At 62.9% G+C, this 17,752-nt stretch carries 16 protein-coding genes; 9 read left to right on the top strand and 7 right to left on the bottom strand.

Going from position 1 to position 17,752, the window contains the following annotated elements:
* Positions 1–47: 47 nt before the first annotated feature.
* The 4 genes from OG874_RS21595 (at position 48) to OG874_RS21580 (ending at position 3,518) form a co-directional block, all read left to right on the top strand.
* Positions 48–1,439 (top strand): IS1380 family transposase, encoded by a 1,392-nt coding sequence (locus tag OG874_RS21595; RefSeq protein WP_330256926.1) that lies wholly within the window; start codon positions 48–50, stop codon positions 1,437–1,439.
* Positions 1,440–1,690: 251 nt separating this feature from the next.
* Complete coding sequence (locus tag OG874_RS21590) at positions 1,691–2,299, top strand: hypothetical protein (RefSeq protein WP_330256925.1); 609 nt, start codon at positions 1,691–1,693, stop codon at positions 2,297–2,299.
* A gap of 474 nt (positions 2,300–2,773) precedes the next feature.
* Positions 2,774–2,977, top strand: a complete 204-nt coding sequence (locus OG874_RS21585; RefSeq protein ID WP_330256924.1) for a hypothetical protein — start codon at positions 2,774–2,776, stop codon at positions 2,975–2,977.
* Between the two features lie 343 nt (positions 2,978–3,320).
* A complete protein-coding gene (locus OG874_RS21580) occupies positions 3,321–3,518 on the top strand; it encodes a hypothetical protein (protein ID WP_330256923.1) in 198 nt (65 codons plus the stop codon).
* Between the two features lie 361 nt (positions 3,519–3,879).
* Here the strand turns inward: OG874_RS21580 and OG874_RS21575 are convergent, their stop codons facing one another.
* Positions 3,880–4,548: a group II intron maturase-specific domain-containing protein gene (locus OG874_RS21575; RefSeq protein WP_330256922.1), complete on the bottom strand. Its 669-nt coding sequence runs from the start codon at positions 4,546–4,548 to the stop codon at positions 3,880–3,882.
* Positions 4,549–5,067: 519 nt separating this feature from the next.
* Between OG874_RS21575 and OG874_RS21570 the strand changes: the two genes are divergently transcribed.
* On the top strand, positions 5,068–9,861 hold the full coding sequence (locus OG874_RS21570) for an ATP-binding protein (RefSeq protein ID WP_330256921.1): 4,794 nt from the start codon (positions 5,068–5,070) through the stop codon (positions 9,859–9,861).
* A 598-nt stretch (positions 9,862–10,459) separates the two neighbouring features.
* On the opposite strand, the gene OG874_RS21565 is transcribed toward OG874_RS21570, so the two are convergent.
* Both OG874_RS21565 and OG874_RS21560 read right to left on the bottom strand, forming a co-directional pair.
* Complete coding sequence (locus tag OG874_RS21565; RefSeq protein WP_330256920.1) at positions 10,460–10,654, bottom strand: hypothetical protein; 195 nt, start codon at positions 10,652–10,654, stop codon at positions 10,460–10,462.
* Between the two features lie 342 nt (positions 10,655–10,996).
* Positions 10,997–11,347, bottom strand: a complete 351-nt coding sequence (locus OG874_RS21560; protein WP_330256919.1) for a hypothetical protein — start codon at positions 11,345–11,347, stop codon at positions 10,997–10,999.
* A 91-nt stretch (positions 11,348–11,438) separates the two neighbouring features.
* Here OG874_RS21560 and OG874_RS21555 point away from each other — a divergent pair, with 91 nt between their 5' ends.
* Together OG874_RS21555 and OG874_RS21550 are read left to right on the top strand one after the other, a co-directional pair.
* On the top strand, positions 11,439–12,344 hold the full coding sequence (locus OG874_RS21555) for a hypothetical protein (RefSeq protein WP_330256918.1): 906 nt from the start codon (positions 11,439–11,441) through the stop codon (positions 12,342–12,344).
* 204 nt (positions 12,345–12,548) lie between these two features.
* Positions 12,549–13,655 (top strand): BTAD domain-containing putative transcriptional regulator, encoded by a 1,107-nt coding sequence (locus tag OG874_RS21550; RefSeq protein ID WP_330256917.1) that lies wholly within the window; start codon positions 12,549–12,551, stop codon positions 13,653–13,655.
* 69 nt (positions 13,656–13,724) lie between these two features.
* Here OG874_RS21550 and OG874_RS21545 read toward each other — a convergent pair whose 3' ends face one another.
* The gene (locus OG874_RS21545) at positions 13,725–15,401 is read right to left on the bottom strand and encodes a serine/threonine-protein kinase (RefSeq protein ID WP_330256916.1); all 1,677 of its coding nucleotides are present in this window, start codon (positions 15,399–15,401) and stop codon (positions 13,725–13,727) included.
* Here OG874_RS21545 and OG874_RS21540 point away from each other — a divergent pair.
* Both OG874_RS21540 and OG874_RS21535 read left to right on the top strand, forming a co-directional pair.
* Positions 15,327–15,824 (top strand): hypothetical protein, encoded by a 498-nt coding sequence (locus OG874_RS21540; protein ID WP_330257718.1) that lies wholly within the window; start codon positions 15,327–15,329, stop codon positions 15,822–15,824. The two genes, OG874_RS21545 and OG874_RS21540, sit on opposite strands and share 75 nt — an antisense overlap.
* A gap of 463 nt (positions 15,825–16,287) precedes the next feature.
* On the top strand, positions 16,288–16,434 hold the full coding sequence (locus tag OG874_RS21535) for a hypothetical protein (RefSeq protein WP_330256915.1): 147 nt from the start codon (positions 16,288–16,290) through the stop codon (positions 16,432–16,434).
* 44 nt (positions 16,435–16,478) lie between these two features.
* Here the strand turns inward: OG874_RS21535 and OG874_RS21530 are convergent, their stop codons facing one another.
* From OG874_RS21530 to OG874_RS21520, 3 genes are all read right to left on the bottom strand, one after another.
* The gene (locus OG874_RS21530) at positions 16,479–16,778 is read right to left on the bottom strand and encodes a class I SAM-dependent methyltransferase (RefSeq protein ID WP_330256914.1); all 300 of its coding nucleotides are present in this window, start codon (positions 16,776–16,778) and stop codon (positions 16,479–16,481) included.
* Positions 16,779–16,867: 89 nt separating this feature from the next.
* Complete coding sequence (locus OG874_RS21525; RefSeq protein WP_330256913.1) at positions 16,868–17,386, bottom strand: hypothetical protein; 519 nt, start codon at positions 17,384–17,386, stop codon at positions 16,868–16,870.
* Between the two features lie 140 nt (positions 17,387–17,526).
* Positions 17,527–17,721: a hypothetical protein gene (locus OG874_RS21520; protein ID WP_330256912.1), complete on the bottom strand. Its 195-nt coding sequence runs from the start codon at positions 17,719–17,721 to the stop codon at positions 17,527–17,529.
* Between the last annotated feature and the right edge of the window lie 31 nt (positions 17,722–17,752).

The raw sequence follows: 17,752 nt of genomic DNA, 5'->3' as shown, positions 1-17,752 counted from the left end.
GGTAGTTCTCTAGGCTTCCATCCACACATTCGAAAGGCACTTCGCGAGTGCGATTGTTGCATAGCCCGACGCGGTCGTCGGTGAGGTTCGATGAGACGAATCTGGTGTCGCAGGCAGGGCTGGTGCCGGTGATGCGGCTGGCCGAGACCGCCGGGCTCGGTGAGTGGGTTCGGGTGCCCGGTCCGGTCGGTGCGAACGCGGCGGCGAAGATCGGCGCTCTGGTCGCGGGAATGGTCGCTGGCGCCGACTCGATCGACGACATGAACATCCTGCGGCATGGTGGAATGAGGTTGGTGTTCAACGGGATTCGCGCCCCCTCGACATTGGGTTCGTTCCTGCGCGGCTTCGACCACGGCAACGTCCGTCAGCTCGCCGCGGTGCATCGACGACTGCTCGCGGAGCTGGCGGCGCGGACACCGCTGTTGCCCGGCGCCGAGCAGGTGGCGTTCCTCGATATCGACTCGGTCCAACGACGGGTATTCGGATACGACAAGCAGGGTGCGGCGTTCGGGTTCACCAAAGTCGCCTCGAAACCGGTGATGGTCCGCGGACTCAACGCCCTGGTCACGACCATCTCCACCCCGATCGCCGCACCCGTGGTCGCCGCGGCGAGCCTGCGTGCCGGCAACACCGCCTCCTGTCACGGCGCAGCCTACGAAATCGCCGAAGCAGCCAGCGCGGCCCGCGCGGCCGCAGCGAGCGGGATCATCCTCGCCCGCGCCGATTCCGCCTTCTACACAGCCAAATTCGTTGCCGCGTGTCGTCGCGCCGGAATCCATTTCTCGGTCACCACCGGTTCGGACCCGAAGATCAAGGCCGCGAGCGCCGAAATCGCCGAGACCGCCTGGACCACGATCGCCTACCCGAACGCGATCTTCGACGAAGAACTCGGCGAATGGATCTCCGACGCCGAAATCGCCGAAATCGGTTACACCGCTTTTGCTTCCAAGAAACCTCACCGCACCGACGGTCGGTTGATCGTGCGTCGGGTCCGCCGACTGCAACCCGCCCGCGACGGGCAAGGCGAGTTGTTCCCGACCTGGCGCTACCACGCGGTGTTCACCGACAGCCCATTCACGTTGACCCAGGCCGAATCCCAGCACCGCGGCCACGCCATCATCGAACAACACTTCGCCGACCTCATCGACGGACCCCTGGCTCATCTGCCGTCGGGAATGTTCAACGCCAACGCCGCCTGGCTGCAACTCGCGGCCACCGCGCACCTGCTCACCCGCGCGATCGGCACCCTGGCCTCACCCCGGCACGCCCTCGCCCGCAACCACACCATCCGCACAGAACTCATCACCGTCGCCGCCCGCATCGCACGCCACGGACGCGGCCACATCACCTGGCACCTACCAGCCCACTGGCCATGGGAAACCGCCTGGCACAACACCTTTCAAACCACACACGCCCTACCAGCGCTACCCGCAGCCTGAACCCCGCGCACCGACACCGCCGCCCCAACCCGATGACCGAAACACCCAGTGGACAAGCTGATTCGAAGTCAGCAACACCATCACGCCCAAAAACCGGACTCAACCGACAAATTCATGACCGAGAATCAGCGGTGGATCCAGGCTCAGCAGCAATTCGGATCTCGGGCACCCGGCAACAATGCACTACCCGATGCTGGCAAGAACCCACGGCTACGGCACCGGTGTCAGTGGATGGTGGTAGGCCTTCGGTCATGGACGACACAACGCCCTCGCAGGGTTGGTATCGCGGCTTTCGGCATTGGGAAACGGATTTCAGTGACCCGGTGCGTCCGTTGTTGTCGCTGAACTGGTTGGCTGCCGAGATGGTCGGCGCCGGTGTTGTCGCGTCCGACTCCCTCGAAGCGGAGTGGATGGGTGGCCGGAGCAGCTGGGACTTCCACGGCGATGGTGTCTATGGGGACGCAAAGCTCGCTTGGCACCACACAGACGGCGTTCTCGGAATCCCTAATCCGCCGCGCAAGACGGGATTGTTCGATCCGGACAAGGTCGATGAGGTCGTGCTGGTGGTGCTGAGCAACACCAGCGTTGAGCACCACGAATATCTGCCTGACGGGTCAGTGACATTCACGATGAAAGCGAAGCCCGAGTGCGTATTCCGCGTCCCGGTCGAAACGATGAATCGAGTCATGCGCCGCGACGGCAAGTCGAACCAACGGTGGCTCGTTGACATCAAGGACATCGAGGCGTTCCGGGTTCGCCCTTTCCCAGGAGCGCAAGCAGCTAGAACTCGTCACTCTGCGGATCCAGCACCACAGCTGTTGCGATCTGCTACGACAGTCTCTCCGAAGGTGCTGAGCTGAACAAACTCTCGTCCTCAGGCGATGCAGTCAGGCTGCCCGAGAGAGGACGAGGTTTCGGCTCTTTAGGTCGGGCCGAAACCTCGCCCGACAGAGCATGTTTCGAACCTGTCTATGACCACGGTCACATATTCCGTGTGATACGCGACACGCTAGTCGCTTAAATGCGGAGAATCGTTAACTCGTACGCTATGGGGTCTGACCTGGCAAAATCCGATCCTCAGTCGATATTTCACGCGAGCGGCCGGATGTTTCGCGCACATCAGTGAGGTTGTCGCACATAGGAACTGGTCGGTCACGCATGCTTCAATTAGCACAACGCAGAGATGCCCACTCCGGGGCATTTTCGCCGAGGAGTGGGCAGGTTTCCCTTGGAACGGATTCTGACCATACCGCTCGGCGACCGATCCATCAAATGATGCGCTGCAACGACGCCTGGCTGCGTGATGGCAGGGGTAGTGGGGGATAGAAGGACAAATGTCTGCTGAGAAGCCTTTGAAGCCGGGGAATAAGGCTCCCATTTCGGCGCAGTACGGTGTTGTCGGCCCCCGGGGCGGCAAGACCAACAAGGAAGTCACCGGCGTGAAGGGCAAGACCCTCCCGCCGACGGCGCGCCCCGGCGAGGGGTACGTCCCTGTCGATCCGACTAAGAACGGGTCCGGCAAGCCCAAGAAGAAGTAGCACAGCAGGTTGGCGCGCCCACCCGGGCGCGCCAACCGCGTGAACTCGCCGAACAAGTTCTGCGGCCGTTCGACTGGGGCCCCAAGATAGTCGGTCCCGGCGCGGTGCGGGTGATGGTTGGTAGGTAGGCGCGATCGGCCAGTAGCGGGATCCCTCTGCTGCTATGGCCATGCGAGTCGTCGCCGCAGCCATGCTCGTGACACTTGTGCCGACCACCGCAGGACCACGCGGATGATTGCTGGATGACCGCCTCCACGACGACGAACCGCCCGACCGTACGCTCATTCTCTCGCGGCCGTCACCAATACCCGCGCCCGCGATAACGACCTGGACGAGGTATCCCGTGATCATCGAACCATTGCGTGTGCCACTGATCCCGGAGGTGATCGCCCTGATGGAGCTGGGCGATCCGTACATCACCGCACGCACCTATTCCGACTACTGGCTGTATGCCGAACTGTTCTCCTCGACATGCCGATTGGCCGTCGATGAAGGTCGCGTCATCGGTGCCGCGATCGGATTCCGCAGCCAAGACACTTGAGCACGATCGGGCGGGCCGATGGAGCTGAGTCTCCCGGCGAACCCGCCGTGCATCTTTCGACGCAACGGGCTCTCCAGTGACCTACGCCGTGATTTCTCACGGAGGACACCCAAAAACTGTTTCGGCGCTCCGCATTTCGCGTACCTCCCAGTCTTATGGTGTCCGGTCACCTGCTCTCCTTCGCCCGTCTGTGGACGGCTTTCCCGTCCTCCCTGGTGGGGCGTGACTCCGGCGACTACTAATCGGGTAGTACCGGCGGGTTGCCCCGCCGGTACCCCTCGGAACCGGACAGGCCCGTTTCCGGGCATCTCGGCTCAAGCAAGCCGCGGTGGGCTTGCGGGTGCAGAAGCGCTTGCGCTACTTACCTTTTCGATGGGAACCCGCCGGAGGCAATGCGCGTGTGCGAGACGGATTTGTTGATGATCGTCCGTGTCGCCGAGCCCGCCCGCGATCGCGATGTGACGCTTGCGGATTGCGCGGCGGGTGGTGCGTATCCACTGCTCCCATTCGGCGGGAGAGCGGGGTTGGTGGTCGGCGTGCAGGAGGAGTCCCCGCAGAGTGGGCAGCGACCGGCCTGCTGATGCAGGAGCCGGAGGGTATGCCGTCCCAGCGGAGTGGTCATCCTGCGGCGACGGTCTGCCCAATATTGAGCCAAGCCCGGATCGTCCGGGGACGCCGTGCCCTTGACCATCACATGTCGGACGATCTTCGTCCAAGCGAACTTGTGCAGGTAGAGACCGCTGACGCGATCCCCGAACACCCACCGGTTCTGACTGGACTTATTGAACTGGCCGTAGTAGCGGTCCACCACCCACCACTTCGACTTTTTGGGGTGACTGAAGCGAGCCCACCGGTAGGTGAGCCGCCACATATACGCATCCAACCGCGAGAACTCTCTGGTGGACACCACCCCTCGGTAGCCTGCGGTATCGGTACCGTAGCGGCCGGTGGCCAGAGTCTTCGCGTCGACGTCGATGACTTCGATGGTGGCCGTGCGTTTGTGCGGGTCCATTCCGATAATGACCGGCATCAGTGTCCTTCCAGATCGACGAACAGGTGTCCGTGCGGGAAGGCACCGCTACTTCGAGCCAGGGCAAACCCCTTTCCAGCCACGCCCGCACGGCACCCGGTGTAGCGAGCCACACCAAATACCGACGGGGGCAGCCGATTAGGGAGCCTCCCACCGGATACCTGGACCCGATCCTGGCCGGGATCGAGCCCTACCACCAGTCTTAAGTAGCCGATTACCGGATATTCGTTATGAACTCCGGAGGGCGGCGATCAATCCGACCAGGTCCATGCCACCGCCACCACCACCGAACTTCCCCACATCCGGGTGGTGTGGACGTCAGTGTCGGCAGCAGTACTTTCAACGACAAGGGATAGCCACTCAACAGGTCCATCAGCGTGTTCAGGGCGTCGCGTTGGCCGGGGTCGGTCCGGTAGCCGATTGCGTGGTTCCGACCCACGACAGTTGACTAGTATGCGTGTTCGCCCGTGGTGGCGAGTCGACCGTGAGGTGTTGTCAGAGTACGTGCAGAGTTGTGGAATGCCGGAGAGGCGTGAGCATTTGACGGGCAATGACGCGGACACAGCCAGCTCCCTTTCGTCGGGAGCTGATGCCTCGGCGGTCGCAGGAGCCACGACTGCGGGCGGCGGACTGGGAGCAAAACTAGCCGATATCTACGAGGGCTATTGGACCGTCCTGCGCGGTGTCCTACCGGTTCTCAACAGCACCTTCTCGACATTGCGTGTAGAGCCCCCCGGCGAAGACTCGATCGAATTCAAACTGTTCGGCCCTGCCGTGGATGGACCTATCGAGGGGCATCAATGCAAACGGTCCCATGGCACAACATGGACTCTTGGTGCATTGCGGAGTGTCGGCTTCCTGACCGGGCTTCGGGGAATGACCGACCGTGGATGGCGTGCTGTTTTCGTCTCTGAGCAGATGTCCGTGCTGGGAAGTTTAACGGAGAAGGCAAAACGTGTCGCTGGAGACGAGTTTCTTCGCGACCTGAACAAGAAGAAGGAGCGACCGGCATTCGACGAACTGCTTCTCGAATGGGGCCTCGACGAGGATGCGCTGCATGAGCGGCTCCGCCTGATGTCCTTCAACGTCGTCGGGCACGAGGCTTTGAAACGATTCACATTGGAGCTGCTGCCCTACGTGATGGAAGGCGACGCCGGTGTGGCGGTGTCGGTACTGTGGCAGAGTCTGAAGGATGCAGCACCTGTCGAATTGGATTCGGTAGCTTTATGGGATCTGTTGAAGGCGGCGGGGCATGGGCCGCGAGGTGGGGACCCGATCGATCTCGCGGGGCGACTGTCCGGACTTGCCGATACTTATATCCGTCACGCTGAGTTGGAGCGGCCGCATTCGCTGGCCGAAATCCCGCGCAGGCAGGCCGCCGAGATCATCGAAGTCGTGACCGGCGCTGACCGCCCGTCGGCGATCATGCTGACCGGTACGCCAGGCAGTGGAAAGTCCAATGTGTTGGCGCAAGTCGTGTCCGGCCTTCGCGACGGGGGCGTGGTTGTGGGCGTTCTGCGGTTGGACGACGCGGCCCCTGTCTCGACTGCTGAGGCGCTGGGCAGACAAGAGGGCATCGGGTTCGGTGGCTCACCGGTCGCTGTTGTCTCACGCGCGAAAGCGGACAGGGTTGGCGTCCTCGTTGTCGACCAGGTCGACACGATGTCGAGGCTGTCCGGCCGGGGCGACAAGGTTCGGTGGGCAGTCGCTGACATGCTCGAAAACTTGCGTGCCAGTGGTGATCTGACGCTGATAATGGCCTGCCGAACTGAGGATCTGACGTTCGACGCTGACTTGCGCCGGTTGGTCGGAATGGATGGATCTGGCGAGGCCGAACAACCACGACAGTTCGAACTGTCGGAGCTTACTGTGGCAGAAGTTAATTCGGCTCTCCATCGAATCGGACTCGACGCCTTCTCTGCCGCGCCGAAGCTAGTGGAGCTGCTCCGAAGCCCCCTGAACCTGGGGCTGTTCATCAAGATCTTCGAAGATAGCTCCGAGAGCGACCGGGACTCACTGATGGCGACGCGGTCTCGGATGAATCTGCTCGACCGCTACCACCAGTGGAAAGCCGACAGATGCCGAGAGAAGCTGGGCAACAATGGATTCGCTGAAATCACTTTGGATATCGCGGCGAGAATGCATGAAGAAGGTGTTCTGTCGCTGCCGCTGAATCGACTGACTCCCGTCCGTGACTCGGTTGATACACTGATCCATCACGGAGTACTCGTCCGTGATCAGGGACGGATACGGTTCTTCCACGAGACCTACTACGAATACCTCGTGGCACTGACCGTCCTCAATGCTGGACGGAACGCTGCGGACGTACTGTCCGAAGGTACGCAGCTGCTCGCTCGGCGCGGTCTTGTACGCGCGATTCTCACGCTCGAACGTGACGATCCTCCGAGATATCGCGAAGATTTGGCCCGAGTCCTGGCGCGTAGCAATCGTTCTCACATTCGCGGTGCCGTACTTTCTCTCCTCGGCACGCAAAACGAGGTGGACGTTGAGGAAATCGAACTCCTCCTGTCCATCGCGGCCGACGAGACAGACCCGATGCGCAATCAGGTGATCCGGACCCTCACAACCAAACCGTTCGCAGAAGCCATGGCCGACCAGGGCATGCTCGATATCGTAACCGAGACCTACTGCGGAACGAACCGACCGGGCGACGACCGAGTTCGCGCAGCCCTCCAGAGCCTCTCCCAGCAGGAGTTGCTGTACCTGGTGGTCGCGGCCGCGCGGTTTAGCCCGGATCGCGCGGCACAAGCCGCCCTGCCGATCGTGCAACAGACCGATCAGGTCGACGAGTGGATCGGTGCGTTGATCCGCCTCACCCATCTCGCCGGCTTCGAAGGCGGAACAGGCACTGGGAACGATCTCCTGCAATTGTTTCGAGGCGTGATCTCGGCTATCTGCGCTCGTGAGTCCGATGGAGACAGGTCGATCGGGCAACCCGCCGACTCAGAGGCCGCACTCGATCAATTGCTGCCGAACTCCGGCGCCGTGCACGCCGTCGACAACTTCATCGACAGATTCCCGGCCGTCGCTGCCGACGCGGTCACGGTCTGGCTCGACGCGGCACGGCGCATCGGCGACCACCGCGGCTTACAGCAGTCGGTCTTCGACTATGGCCCACTGGCCAGTTACCGGCGCAACGGCCCGAACTTGCGAAAGTGTGCCGAGCAAACACCATTGCACTACGTACAACAGCTGTCGGACTTCGTGCTCGATGACTACCGTCGCATCGGCACCGGGCCCGGCTGGACACCCACCGAGTCCATCATCGACCCGGCAGAAGGTCTACGACAGGATGTACGGCTGTTCGCCACAGCGGATTCGCTGGAAAGCCAAACTGACGACGCTATCCGAACCGCGGTCGCTGCCACGGCGTCCAGCAATCCAGATCTGCTGGCACCGATTCTGGATCGCTTCGCCGACTCGGACACCTTCGCGGCGCACCGGCTACTGGCTGTCGCATACAGCAACGCCACCGGCACCCTCATCGATGACGCCGCGAGATGGATCGCCGATCCGCGCGTGCGCGGTCTCCCCGGAGGAGACACACCTGGATGGGCATGGGGGTCGGTGGTCGGGCGGGTTGCCGCCGCTGGCAGCGACGAGCAACGTGTCCGCGCATTCGCCCTCGTGGCCGCTGTATACGGCATTCAAGACGATCACAGTGACGCGACAGCGGTCGATACAGAAACGTGGCTGACTGACGAAGAGCATGTCGTGCTGTCGCTGCTGCGCCGCGAGACCGGCGATCAGATGCCGGAGGTACTTTGTAATCGGTTGGACGCGCTCGACGCGGTCCTGGGTGAGGCGGTGAACGAACCCGTGCCGCTGTTCAATGTCAATTTCTTCGAGCGGACCGAGGTCTCGATTCCTACCGACCTCGATGACGTGGATTGGCTGGCTGCGGTAGCGGACTGGCCGGACGCCGCGACCGACGAGAAGCAATCGGACGCGTGGAGGCGTGGGCTACGTGCTGCGACAGAACAAGATCCGGCCCGGTTCGCTCGTCTGCTGATCGACTTCCCGGCATCCGCGCCCGCGACGGCGACAATGGCCGTCCTGACCGGTATCACAGCGGCACTGGAAACCCGTCCACAGACCGACGAGCTCCGGCAGGGGGCGAACCTCGTCCGAATTTACGATGCAATCCGCAATACGTTCGGCAGACCACACGATCCAGATCTCGACATGGCGATCGCGAGGTGTATTCATCGTCTCGCAGACCAACCAGACCTGCCCGAGGACGTCGTCTTGGTCCCGACCCAGATATGCGATCTCGGCCGTAACCCGACAGACGGCGAGGTCTGGCACGATCACCTCGTCGGTCAGGCCTACAGTCAGCCGCGGGGTGTCGCGCTCAATACCGTTGCCGCGCTGCTCGCTCCATCAGCTACGCGCGTCGAGCGGCTGGCTATTGTCAGACCACTTCTGGAACAAGTAACAACAGACCCGTCCGAAGCCGTACGGATACTCGTGCCGCAAGCGCTGGCGATAACATGGTCGGAAGCGCCTGAACTCGTTGTCGCGCTAGCCGGGAGCTGGCTTGCCGCAGCAACTTCCGCCGTTTTCGAAGCCCCTCGACTTTCCGAGTTAATGTGGCTGATGAGAGAGCAATATCCAGCGTCGACGGCGGCCTTCCTGCGGAAAATGGCGGCATCACCGGCCGCCCACGCACGCGCCAACGCAGCCCGGATCGCCACGATGCTTGCCGTCGACAACGTCGAACTGCCAGGGTTCGACCGCGACCTGCTCGAAGAATTCCTGTCCGAGACCGATGTCCGAGCCGCCGTAGCCGACTTCCTAACCCAGTTGGTGAGCAGCCTGCCGCCCTACGACGCCGACGAGCCAGATACATTTCCCGGCCAAGGACTGCTACTCAGGTTGATGAACGACGAGTCGAAAGAGGTGCGCGACAATACAACGGCGGTGGTCCAATACATGGAGGGCCCACTGTCGGCCTACACCGACCTGCTCGAAAAGATCCGGGGAACGAAAATGTTCAACGAGTCACCCGCGTTGGTGCTCGACGGGCTCAGCCGCCGATTGGGGGAGCTACCGGACAGTGTTGTTGCGCTGTGCGAGGACTGGCTCGAGCACTCGAGCGCCGACTCGGGTGACATCAGCACACACGCCGCTGCAGAAGCCTACGAAGTCACCAATATCGTCCTGGCGACCTACAACGCGGCATCATTGGAGACAGTGATTGACCGTTGTCTCGACATAATCGACCGCCTCGTCGAGAACGGTGCTGGCGGAGCCAACCTCAAGGCAGACGAAATTGCGGCCCCGTTCTGAAGGGCTTGCCGACCGCGACGTGGGCCCTTGACACCCTTATCGGTGGCCAGAACCAGTGGGTGAGCGAGATCAACTGGTTCTGTGCATCGCCGATATCCTGTAATGCCGCTGAGCGCGCGATTCGGATCGTCCCGGCGGACGAGTCGAGTTGCATCTGATGCATCAAATCGGGCTCTCGTCCAACTGCTTTCGCCGGGACCGACGCTGACACTCGCATTGTGGCTGGTCGAGCGGCGGCCGATAGTGGATCGCGGCGCACTTAACTGGCAATAGGCACCTAATCCAACCGTGCGGAATTCTCCGGGGTTGATCGAGATGACCCGGAGCATTCTGATCGGCATCGGGGCCCCGGTCGGAAGGTCGTGTTCGGCGGCCAGCGGCGCGCGCCGTTCCCGGGTCTCGCAGGCGAGACCGGGTCGTCGAGCGGCGGGGTCCAGACTCTGGTTTCGCAGATGACGCACCGCGCGACCCGGTGACCGGTTCGGCCCCTTCCAACCGACGATCGCCGCCCTCTGCCGGTCCAGTCGGTGACCGCGCAGCATTGAACCGAGGTCGGCTACGCTCCGTAGTTGCCGTCACTGCGGGGCCTGGTACGAGATCACAAGTCGTGCAGGCTGGTCATCAGCAGTAACGCCAGCGTCACCGTGCCAGCGAAAGCGACACCACCATCGCGGACCGCGCGCGCGACAGGTGCGCCGCTGATTTTCGACAGCATCGCTGTGACTCCCGCGACAATGATCCCCACCAGTACGACCACGGTGATGAGCAGCGCGCTGATTACGTTGACCGGCATGATTTTCCTGTTCGTGAGTTGCTAAGAATCACTCACAGGATATGTGATAGACACAACAAATCCAGCCTTGATTTAGGCTTTCATCGCACATTACCCCGTCTCGGGGGTATTGTCAATACGTCGGACGATCAGCGGGCGGCGACTCGGAGTGGTCGCAACCAGCGCATTTCCCCCTCGGGTGGCAGCAGGGGCGCGGATGCGTAGCGGGTGATATGTGCCGAGTATCACATCCAGTCCTCGGTGGCGTCGTTGATGTCAGGCGCAGCGTGCGGCCGTAATCCGGGTTATTTGAGCGCATGTTTGATTTTCAATACAGGTGCGGTGCCTGCCTCGCGCTTTGCTCTATTCGGTGGCGTCCAGGTCGGTGCGGCGCTGGGCGATGTAGTCGGTCCAGTCGCGGGTGGCCTGGCGGGTCCATCGGACAGCGGTGCCAGTGTGGATGCCCAGCAGGTCGGCCAGAACGCGGGCGGGTAGGTCTGCGGCGAGATTGAGCATGGCGGTGTTGCGGCCGCAGCGGGCGGTGATGCCGTGGGAGAGCATCCGCTCGCTGAAGCCGAGTGGCTTTCGGCCCGATCGCCCGGGAAATAGCAGCGGCGCGCGGTGGTCGGCGGGAACCGTGGTCGCGGCGATGACCGTGTAGTGGCCGTCGCGGCGGACAGGCGGAGAGTTAGGCGGCGGGCAAGTCCGGCGCACAAACCGGTTGGTCAGCGGTAAGGGGGCGATTAGCGGAGCTTGCGAACCTTTTTCGACAAGCCGATAAGAGGCAATCGAAGAAAGGAACCCCATGACCAAGTTCAGAATCGAGACAGTTCGCCGCGTGGCCTATGCCGCCGGTATCGCCACGGTCCTTGCTGCGTCCGGCATAGGCAACGCATCCGCCCAGCCGGTCCAATCCTCGACCGACGCCACCGCAACCTTCACCGAACGCAACGGCGCGACAACGTCGGTCCAGCCCGACTCCGTTCGGTACTGCACCATTGCAGGCTTATCGATTCCGTTGTCCAGCGGCCAGGAGCTGCCGTTCGAAAAGGTACGGAGCATCGACGTTCTCGGCTCCGACGACAAGTCCGTCCAGGATGGCACGGCGTCGCTGAAAGTCACTCTGGTGAACGGAACAGCGTTCCGGGACAGCATGCCGTCGAACTGTGATCTGTTCGGGCAGAACGGCATCGGACGATTCAGTGCTTTCCCTCAGGATCTGCAACGGCTCGAGTTCAATCGCGCGGTGATCACGGCTCCAGCACCGATTCCGAGGCCCGTCCCGCAGCAGCTACCGAATCCTGTACCTGTTCCCGCGCCGCAGCCGGGTACGCCGGATAACTCGTGCACGGGCACCCCGGAAAAGCCAGGCACGGGCACCCCGGAAAAGCCAGGCACGGGCACCCCGGAAAAGCCAGGCACGGGCACCCCGGAAAAGCCAGACACGGGCACCGGCACGGGCACGGGCACGGGCACGGGCACAGGTACCGGCACCGGCACCGGCACCGGCACCGGCACCGGCACGGGCACGGGCACGGGCACAGGTACCGGCACGGGCACCGGCACCGGCACCGGCAAGGTCGACCCAGGCAACGGCGGCGGCAAGCCCCAACCTGAGCCGAAGCCCGTTCCGCAGCCCCAACCTGAGCCCGTTCCGGCTCCTGCACCAAATCCCGGGCCCGCACCGGCACCCAACGGAAACGGCGGCTGAGGCGGCAACGCACTAAATGGGTGACTGCGGGGCGTTGTTCTCGACAATTCGAGCAACAGCGTAAAACTCGCACTCAATTCGAAATACTGAGATTGGCCGACAGTGGCCTTCGTCCTCGCGTAATAGGGGGTGAAGGCCACTTCGCTTGTTCGGTCAAGAAAGATACGGGGCTCGGCCCCGTTTGCGTGGAGTAGTGTCCAAATCGTGGACGTGCGCGTGCTCGGCCCGGTGCAGTTGCTCGTCAACAACCGATCGTTGTCGATCGGGGGGCGTAAGTCGCGCGCGATCCTTGCGGCGTTGGTGGTGCACCGACGCCGGGCAGTCTCGTCGACTGCTCTGGCCGATGCCGTGTGGGAGGGAAGCCCACCAATAACGTATGGGGCGAGTCTGCAGGTTTCTATATCGAATCTCCGCAAAGCGCTGCGAGCGGAGAAGATCTCGGCCGAGCGAATTCTGCAGACTGTTCCCCCGGGGTACCTACTCGACATCACCGAGGAGCAGTGCGATGTTGGGCGGTTCGAGATGGCGCGAGCCGCGGGCGACCGCGCAGCCAGTCCGGCCGCCGCGGCGGGCCTTTACCGGTCGGCGCTCAGCGAGTGGAAGGGGGAAGCCCTGGCGGATCTGCGCGGCTTATCCTTCGCCGACGAGTTCGCGACCGCGCTCGATGAGGAGCGGTGGCAGGCTGCGTCGGCGCGGATCGAGGCCGACATCGCCTGCGGTAAGGCATCTGCCGTCATTGGCGAGCTACGGTCGCTCATCAGCGATCAGCCGCTACGCGAGCCGCTGTGGGGTCAGCTGATCACCGCGTTGTACCTGTCGGGGCGGCAGGCCGACGCGCTCGAGGAATGCCGCAAGCTACGAGCAATTCTCTCCGAGCAGCTCGGCATCGACCCGAGCCCGGAGCTGGCTCAGCTCGAACGACAAGTGCTGCGCCAGGAGACGATCGGACAGAGGAGGGAACGCCACGCCGAAAAAGCCGGCCTCATGATGACCACGACAGCCGCCGAGCCGCCCGCGAAGATGAAACGCTGCCGACTGCACCTATCCGACAGTCGGGTTCTCGATGTGCCACTTGCCGGCATTCGGATCGGCCGCATGTCGGACAACGACCTGTCGCTCGACGACGCCAAGGTGAGCCGCTACCACGCCGAGATTGCACCCGGTCGCAACGGACTGGTGCTGCGGGATCTGGAATCGACCAACGGCGTTTTTCTCAACGGACTGCGGGTGAACCATGATGAGGTGCTACAGGACGGAGTCGAGATTCGCATTGGCTCGACGATCATGAGGTGCGAGGCGAATCCTGGATAACGTAAGTTCCTGCCGATGGGGTGTGGAGGATGCGGCGCAGGAAGCAGCGGGCAGGGCGCGGCTGATTTGCTAGACCACCCGCTCGAGTGCGCGCAGGTCTGCATCCAGCTTCCTGTACAACCAATAAACGGCGACGAACGCGAGCCCGGAGGCCGCGCACAACCCAAGAACCGAAGCGCGTACGAGCGGAACCTCCTCGAGGTCGAGGGTGGTGAATCCGGCCAGCACCCCGACCAGCGGCACCGACGCCGTCACCGCGAGATAGACCATAGTTCTGCGACGCAGCGCACGCAGATAGGCGAAATCGTCCGCCGTCGTGCGGCCGTGGCGCAGATAGATGGGATAGACACAGCGGACGACGTAGAACGTGGAAAGGAAGAACGTATAAGCAACGGAGATGATGCCCGTCACCAGAACAGTCGTTGCCGCATGGACCATCAGCCGCGCCGGGAGGTCGGTAAACCAGACAAGGAGCATCACCCCCGCCGCGGTTCCGAAAACCGCGAACAGAAGAGTGTTCATCGCACACAGGTCGCCCCAAAACAGTGTTCGCGACCGCACCCGCGCAAGCATTACCTCGTCGTAGCGTCTGCCCGCGCGCAAGCCGCGCGGAACCGCGAGCAAATCACGCGATATATACAAGTAGACGAGGACGGACAAGGGAAAGGCACAGAGCTCGAAAACGATGACGCCCCCGACGAGCTGCAAGATGGTGGCATCGGTCAGGCGGTCGGCGAGCAGTTCCCGCATGTGCACGGCCCCGTAGATATGAGCTAGGTCGAGGCCGACCAGCGAAGATGACCACAGGATGAGGGTGGGCCAGCGCGAAAGTCGTGCCCGCCAACTGTTCGGCGGCGGGTAGACCAGGTCACGGGCCCTGTCCTCGAGGCACAAGTCGAGCTGCTGGGCCAATTCCGAACCACACGAGTAGCGGTCTTCGCGGTCGGGCGACAGACACTTCAGCAGCACTCGACGCAGGGCCATGGGGCAATCCGGCGGAAGCTCCGACAAGACCTTCGGCTCGACGGGGCTGCGCCGCAGTTCGAGCATACGGGCCAGCGATGTCTCCGACTCGCCGGCGGAGGTTTCGTCCGCGAATGGTCGATGTCCCGTGAGCAACTCCCACAGCATGACAGCCAGCGCGTAGATGTCGCTTCGAGTATCAAGGTCGGCGGCGGTCGCCGTGAAGTCCGGATGGCAGGCTTCGAGCTGTTCGGGCGACATGTACGCCAGTGATCCGCCGAAGTACGCCAAGGGACTTGTCCCCCTGATGCCTTTGCTGAAGCTGACATTGAAATCGGCCAGTTTCGGGATTCCCTCGGCGCTCAGCAGCACGTTCGCGGGTTTGATGTCTCGATGCAATACCCCTCGGTCCGACGCGTGCTGCAGCGCGTCCGCGAGTCGGCGGCCCAGCCAGGCAACGGTCTCCGGCCACGACAGTGCGGCGAGCTGTGTCCGAACCGCTGATTCCGTGGGCCGAACCTCGCCCTTATCGGCAAGTACCTCGTCGATGGCATCGAGCAGCAGTTGTCCACTGCGGTATTCCGGAGGCGTCGAGCGCAGCAAGTGCAGCACATCGAGCAGCGTTCCCCCCGGTAGGTACTGCATATAGAGCAGCTTCAGCTCGCCATCAGCGATGAGTCGCTGGTCGAAGACGCGCACGATGTACTCGTGGTCCAATTGCGCGAGGGTCTGCGGCTCGATGCCGTGGTTGTGGGAAATCTTGACCGCGACCAGTCGCTGCATCGATTGTTGCCGAGCCAGATACACCTGGGCGAAGGCGCCGGACCCGATCCTCATCAGAAGGTCGAAATCGTCGATACGGTCGCCGACATCAATGGCGTCGAGAACCACTTGGGCACTTGGGCGAGCAATCATCGTGCTGCGGTAATCGCTCGTGACTCGGGCGAGCTCGGAGCTGACCTCTATGGCGGTGACATCACCGAGCGTGGTAGCGGCATCGGCGGCGTGTCCACGGCGCATGGCGTGGAATTCCTCGTAGACCAGATCGGCTGGAAGCGGACCATCTTCCAGCTCCGCAAATTCCGCACGGTATTCGATCAGTCGTTTGGGAAAGTGATGACGAAGCCAACGGTATTCGAGATCGATTTTGATCAGTTCGATCAGTATCGTGCGCCGCTGAGCCGGTTCACGGGGGAGGTACGCTGACAGGTCTGGTGGGGACCCGGACGCCCAAGCCTCTGAAAACAGTGCCACGACAGTGGCGAGCGCTGTGCGGGTTCGTTCAGCTGAATCGACCAGATCGACCGGCTCGTACATCGGCAGCTTGGAGATCAGCCCTGGGCGATCACATGGCGGCTATGCGTGATGCGGCCTATGTCGTAGTTGCCCCACATTATTTCCTTTCCGCCAGTCCTCCCTGCTCAAGGGTATCGCCCCGATACGAGCGCATGGGCGGCATAAGTAGGGATTGGTCGCGACGGATGTGCCAAGCGGAGCGTTGGAGCAGCTATCGCGTAGGTAATCCGAGGGAGAATCACTTCCCTGATCGACCTGGTCAGCGTTCGAAACCGTTGTCTGATCTGTACCCAGACCGCCAAGCATCGGCGCGCGATCGACCACGCCCTCAAGCACGGCAAGGGCTTGCACGAGTGGGAAGGATTTCTGGGCGATGGAGGTTCTGCATGCGACCACGTTCCCGGTGGAGGTCACCGGCCCGGCCGGAACCGGCGCGGTGACGGTGTTCGCCGATTTGGTGGCCAGGACCGCGCGCCCGCCGCGGGGCAGGCACCGCGCGATCTCACCGACTGCAACCTGAGGATGCGGGGGAGTGGTAGAGGCAGAACGCTGCGACAGCGATATCTACGGTGGCTTCGGGCAGTGGCAGGTGATGGAAGTCCGCGCAGTGGTCTCGACGGTGTGTCCGGCGGCGTGGACGCGTTGGGTCACGGTGTTCAGCAGTGGCTGGGACTGGTCGAGGGCGATCAGGCGGGCGGGTTCCAGGTGGGTGGCCAATCGCAGAGTGGTCGTGCCGCGCCCGCAACCGATGTCGCACACGACCGGCGTGACGACGGCGTTGCGGGCGGCCAGATCGACGATGGTGACGGTCGCGTCTTCGCCCCCGATCTTTGCAGCGTGCAACGTGCCGCTGCGTCGAGCCACGCGGGCGATGTGTAGAGGTGCTCGGCGACCAACCGGGAATCAGTAAATGGATTGGCGGACATGGGCGTATCGCCTCGCTGTCGGTTGGTTCAGGTGCGGGTGGACTGCTCGGCTTGCAGCGCGCGGACGTAGCGCGCGGCTTGGCGGCGGCTGGTCAGCATGTGCAGGTGGGCGTTGCCGCCGTGCTCGGCGAGCAGGCCCTGGACCTTGGGGCGCATCGTCTTGCGGTAGCCCCAGATGTATTTGATGAAGTTCCAGGTGATGTGGTCATAGACGCCGTCGCCGTGTTGGCCGCCGCGATAGCGCCAGCGTCGCTGCGCGATCCCGTACAAGCATGTGATCGGGGGCAAGTCCAAAAAGATCACGGTTTCGGCGCGAGCCAGTCGGATCGGCAATGTGCCTGCATAGTTGCCTTCGATCAGCCATCGCTGCTCGGCGACGAGACGGCGCTGCTCGGCCTCGAATTCCTCGGTGGGCAACGGGTTCCATTCGGCGTCGTAGTAGACGGCGTCCAGGTGGGTCAAGGGCAGTTCGTAGAGGGCAGCGAGCTGGTTGGCCAGGAGCGTTTTCCCCGATCCACCGCAACCGATGATCACCAGGCGCTTCACGGTGGTGCAGGCTACCGGGCCACGCGGAGCTGCGGGAGATGGCATGCCTTGGCGATGGCGTGCTCACGGCCTCCGGGACCAACAATGACGATCTTCACAGGCGTATTCATCCCTTACTGGTTATTGGGTGACTTGGGCACTCAGGCGGTCAGATTGAGCGGCGGAATGAACCGCAGCACGCGCTCCGCCACAACGGACAGCAGTAAGCCTTGCTCACGCAGCTGCGCGAGCAGGTGTTGGGGCTCGACGACGGCGGAGACCCTCCAGGCCCTGTAGTAAACCTCGCCGCAGGCGGCAGTGACATGCAGCGCACCGTCCGCGGAGAGTTCGCGCAATCTCCGGCTCGGGGCCAGTGTGTGCCCAGTC

This window comes from Nocardia sp. NBC_00565 (assembly GCF_036345915.1).
GTDB lineage: Bacteria > Actinomycetota > Actinomycetes > Mycobacteriales > Mycobacteriaceae > Nocardia.
Note: the sequence above shows the minus strand (reverse complement) of the source record. Positions and strands in the feature narration are given on the sequence as shown.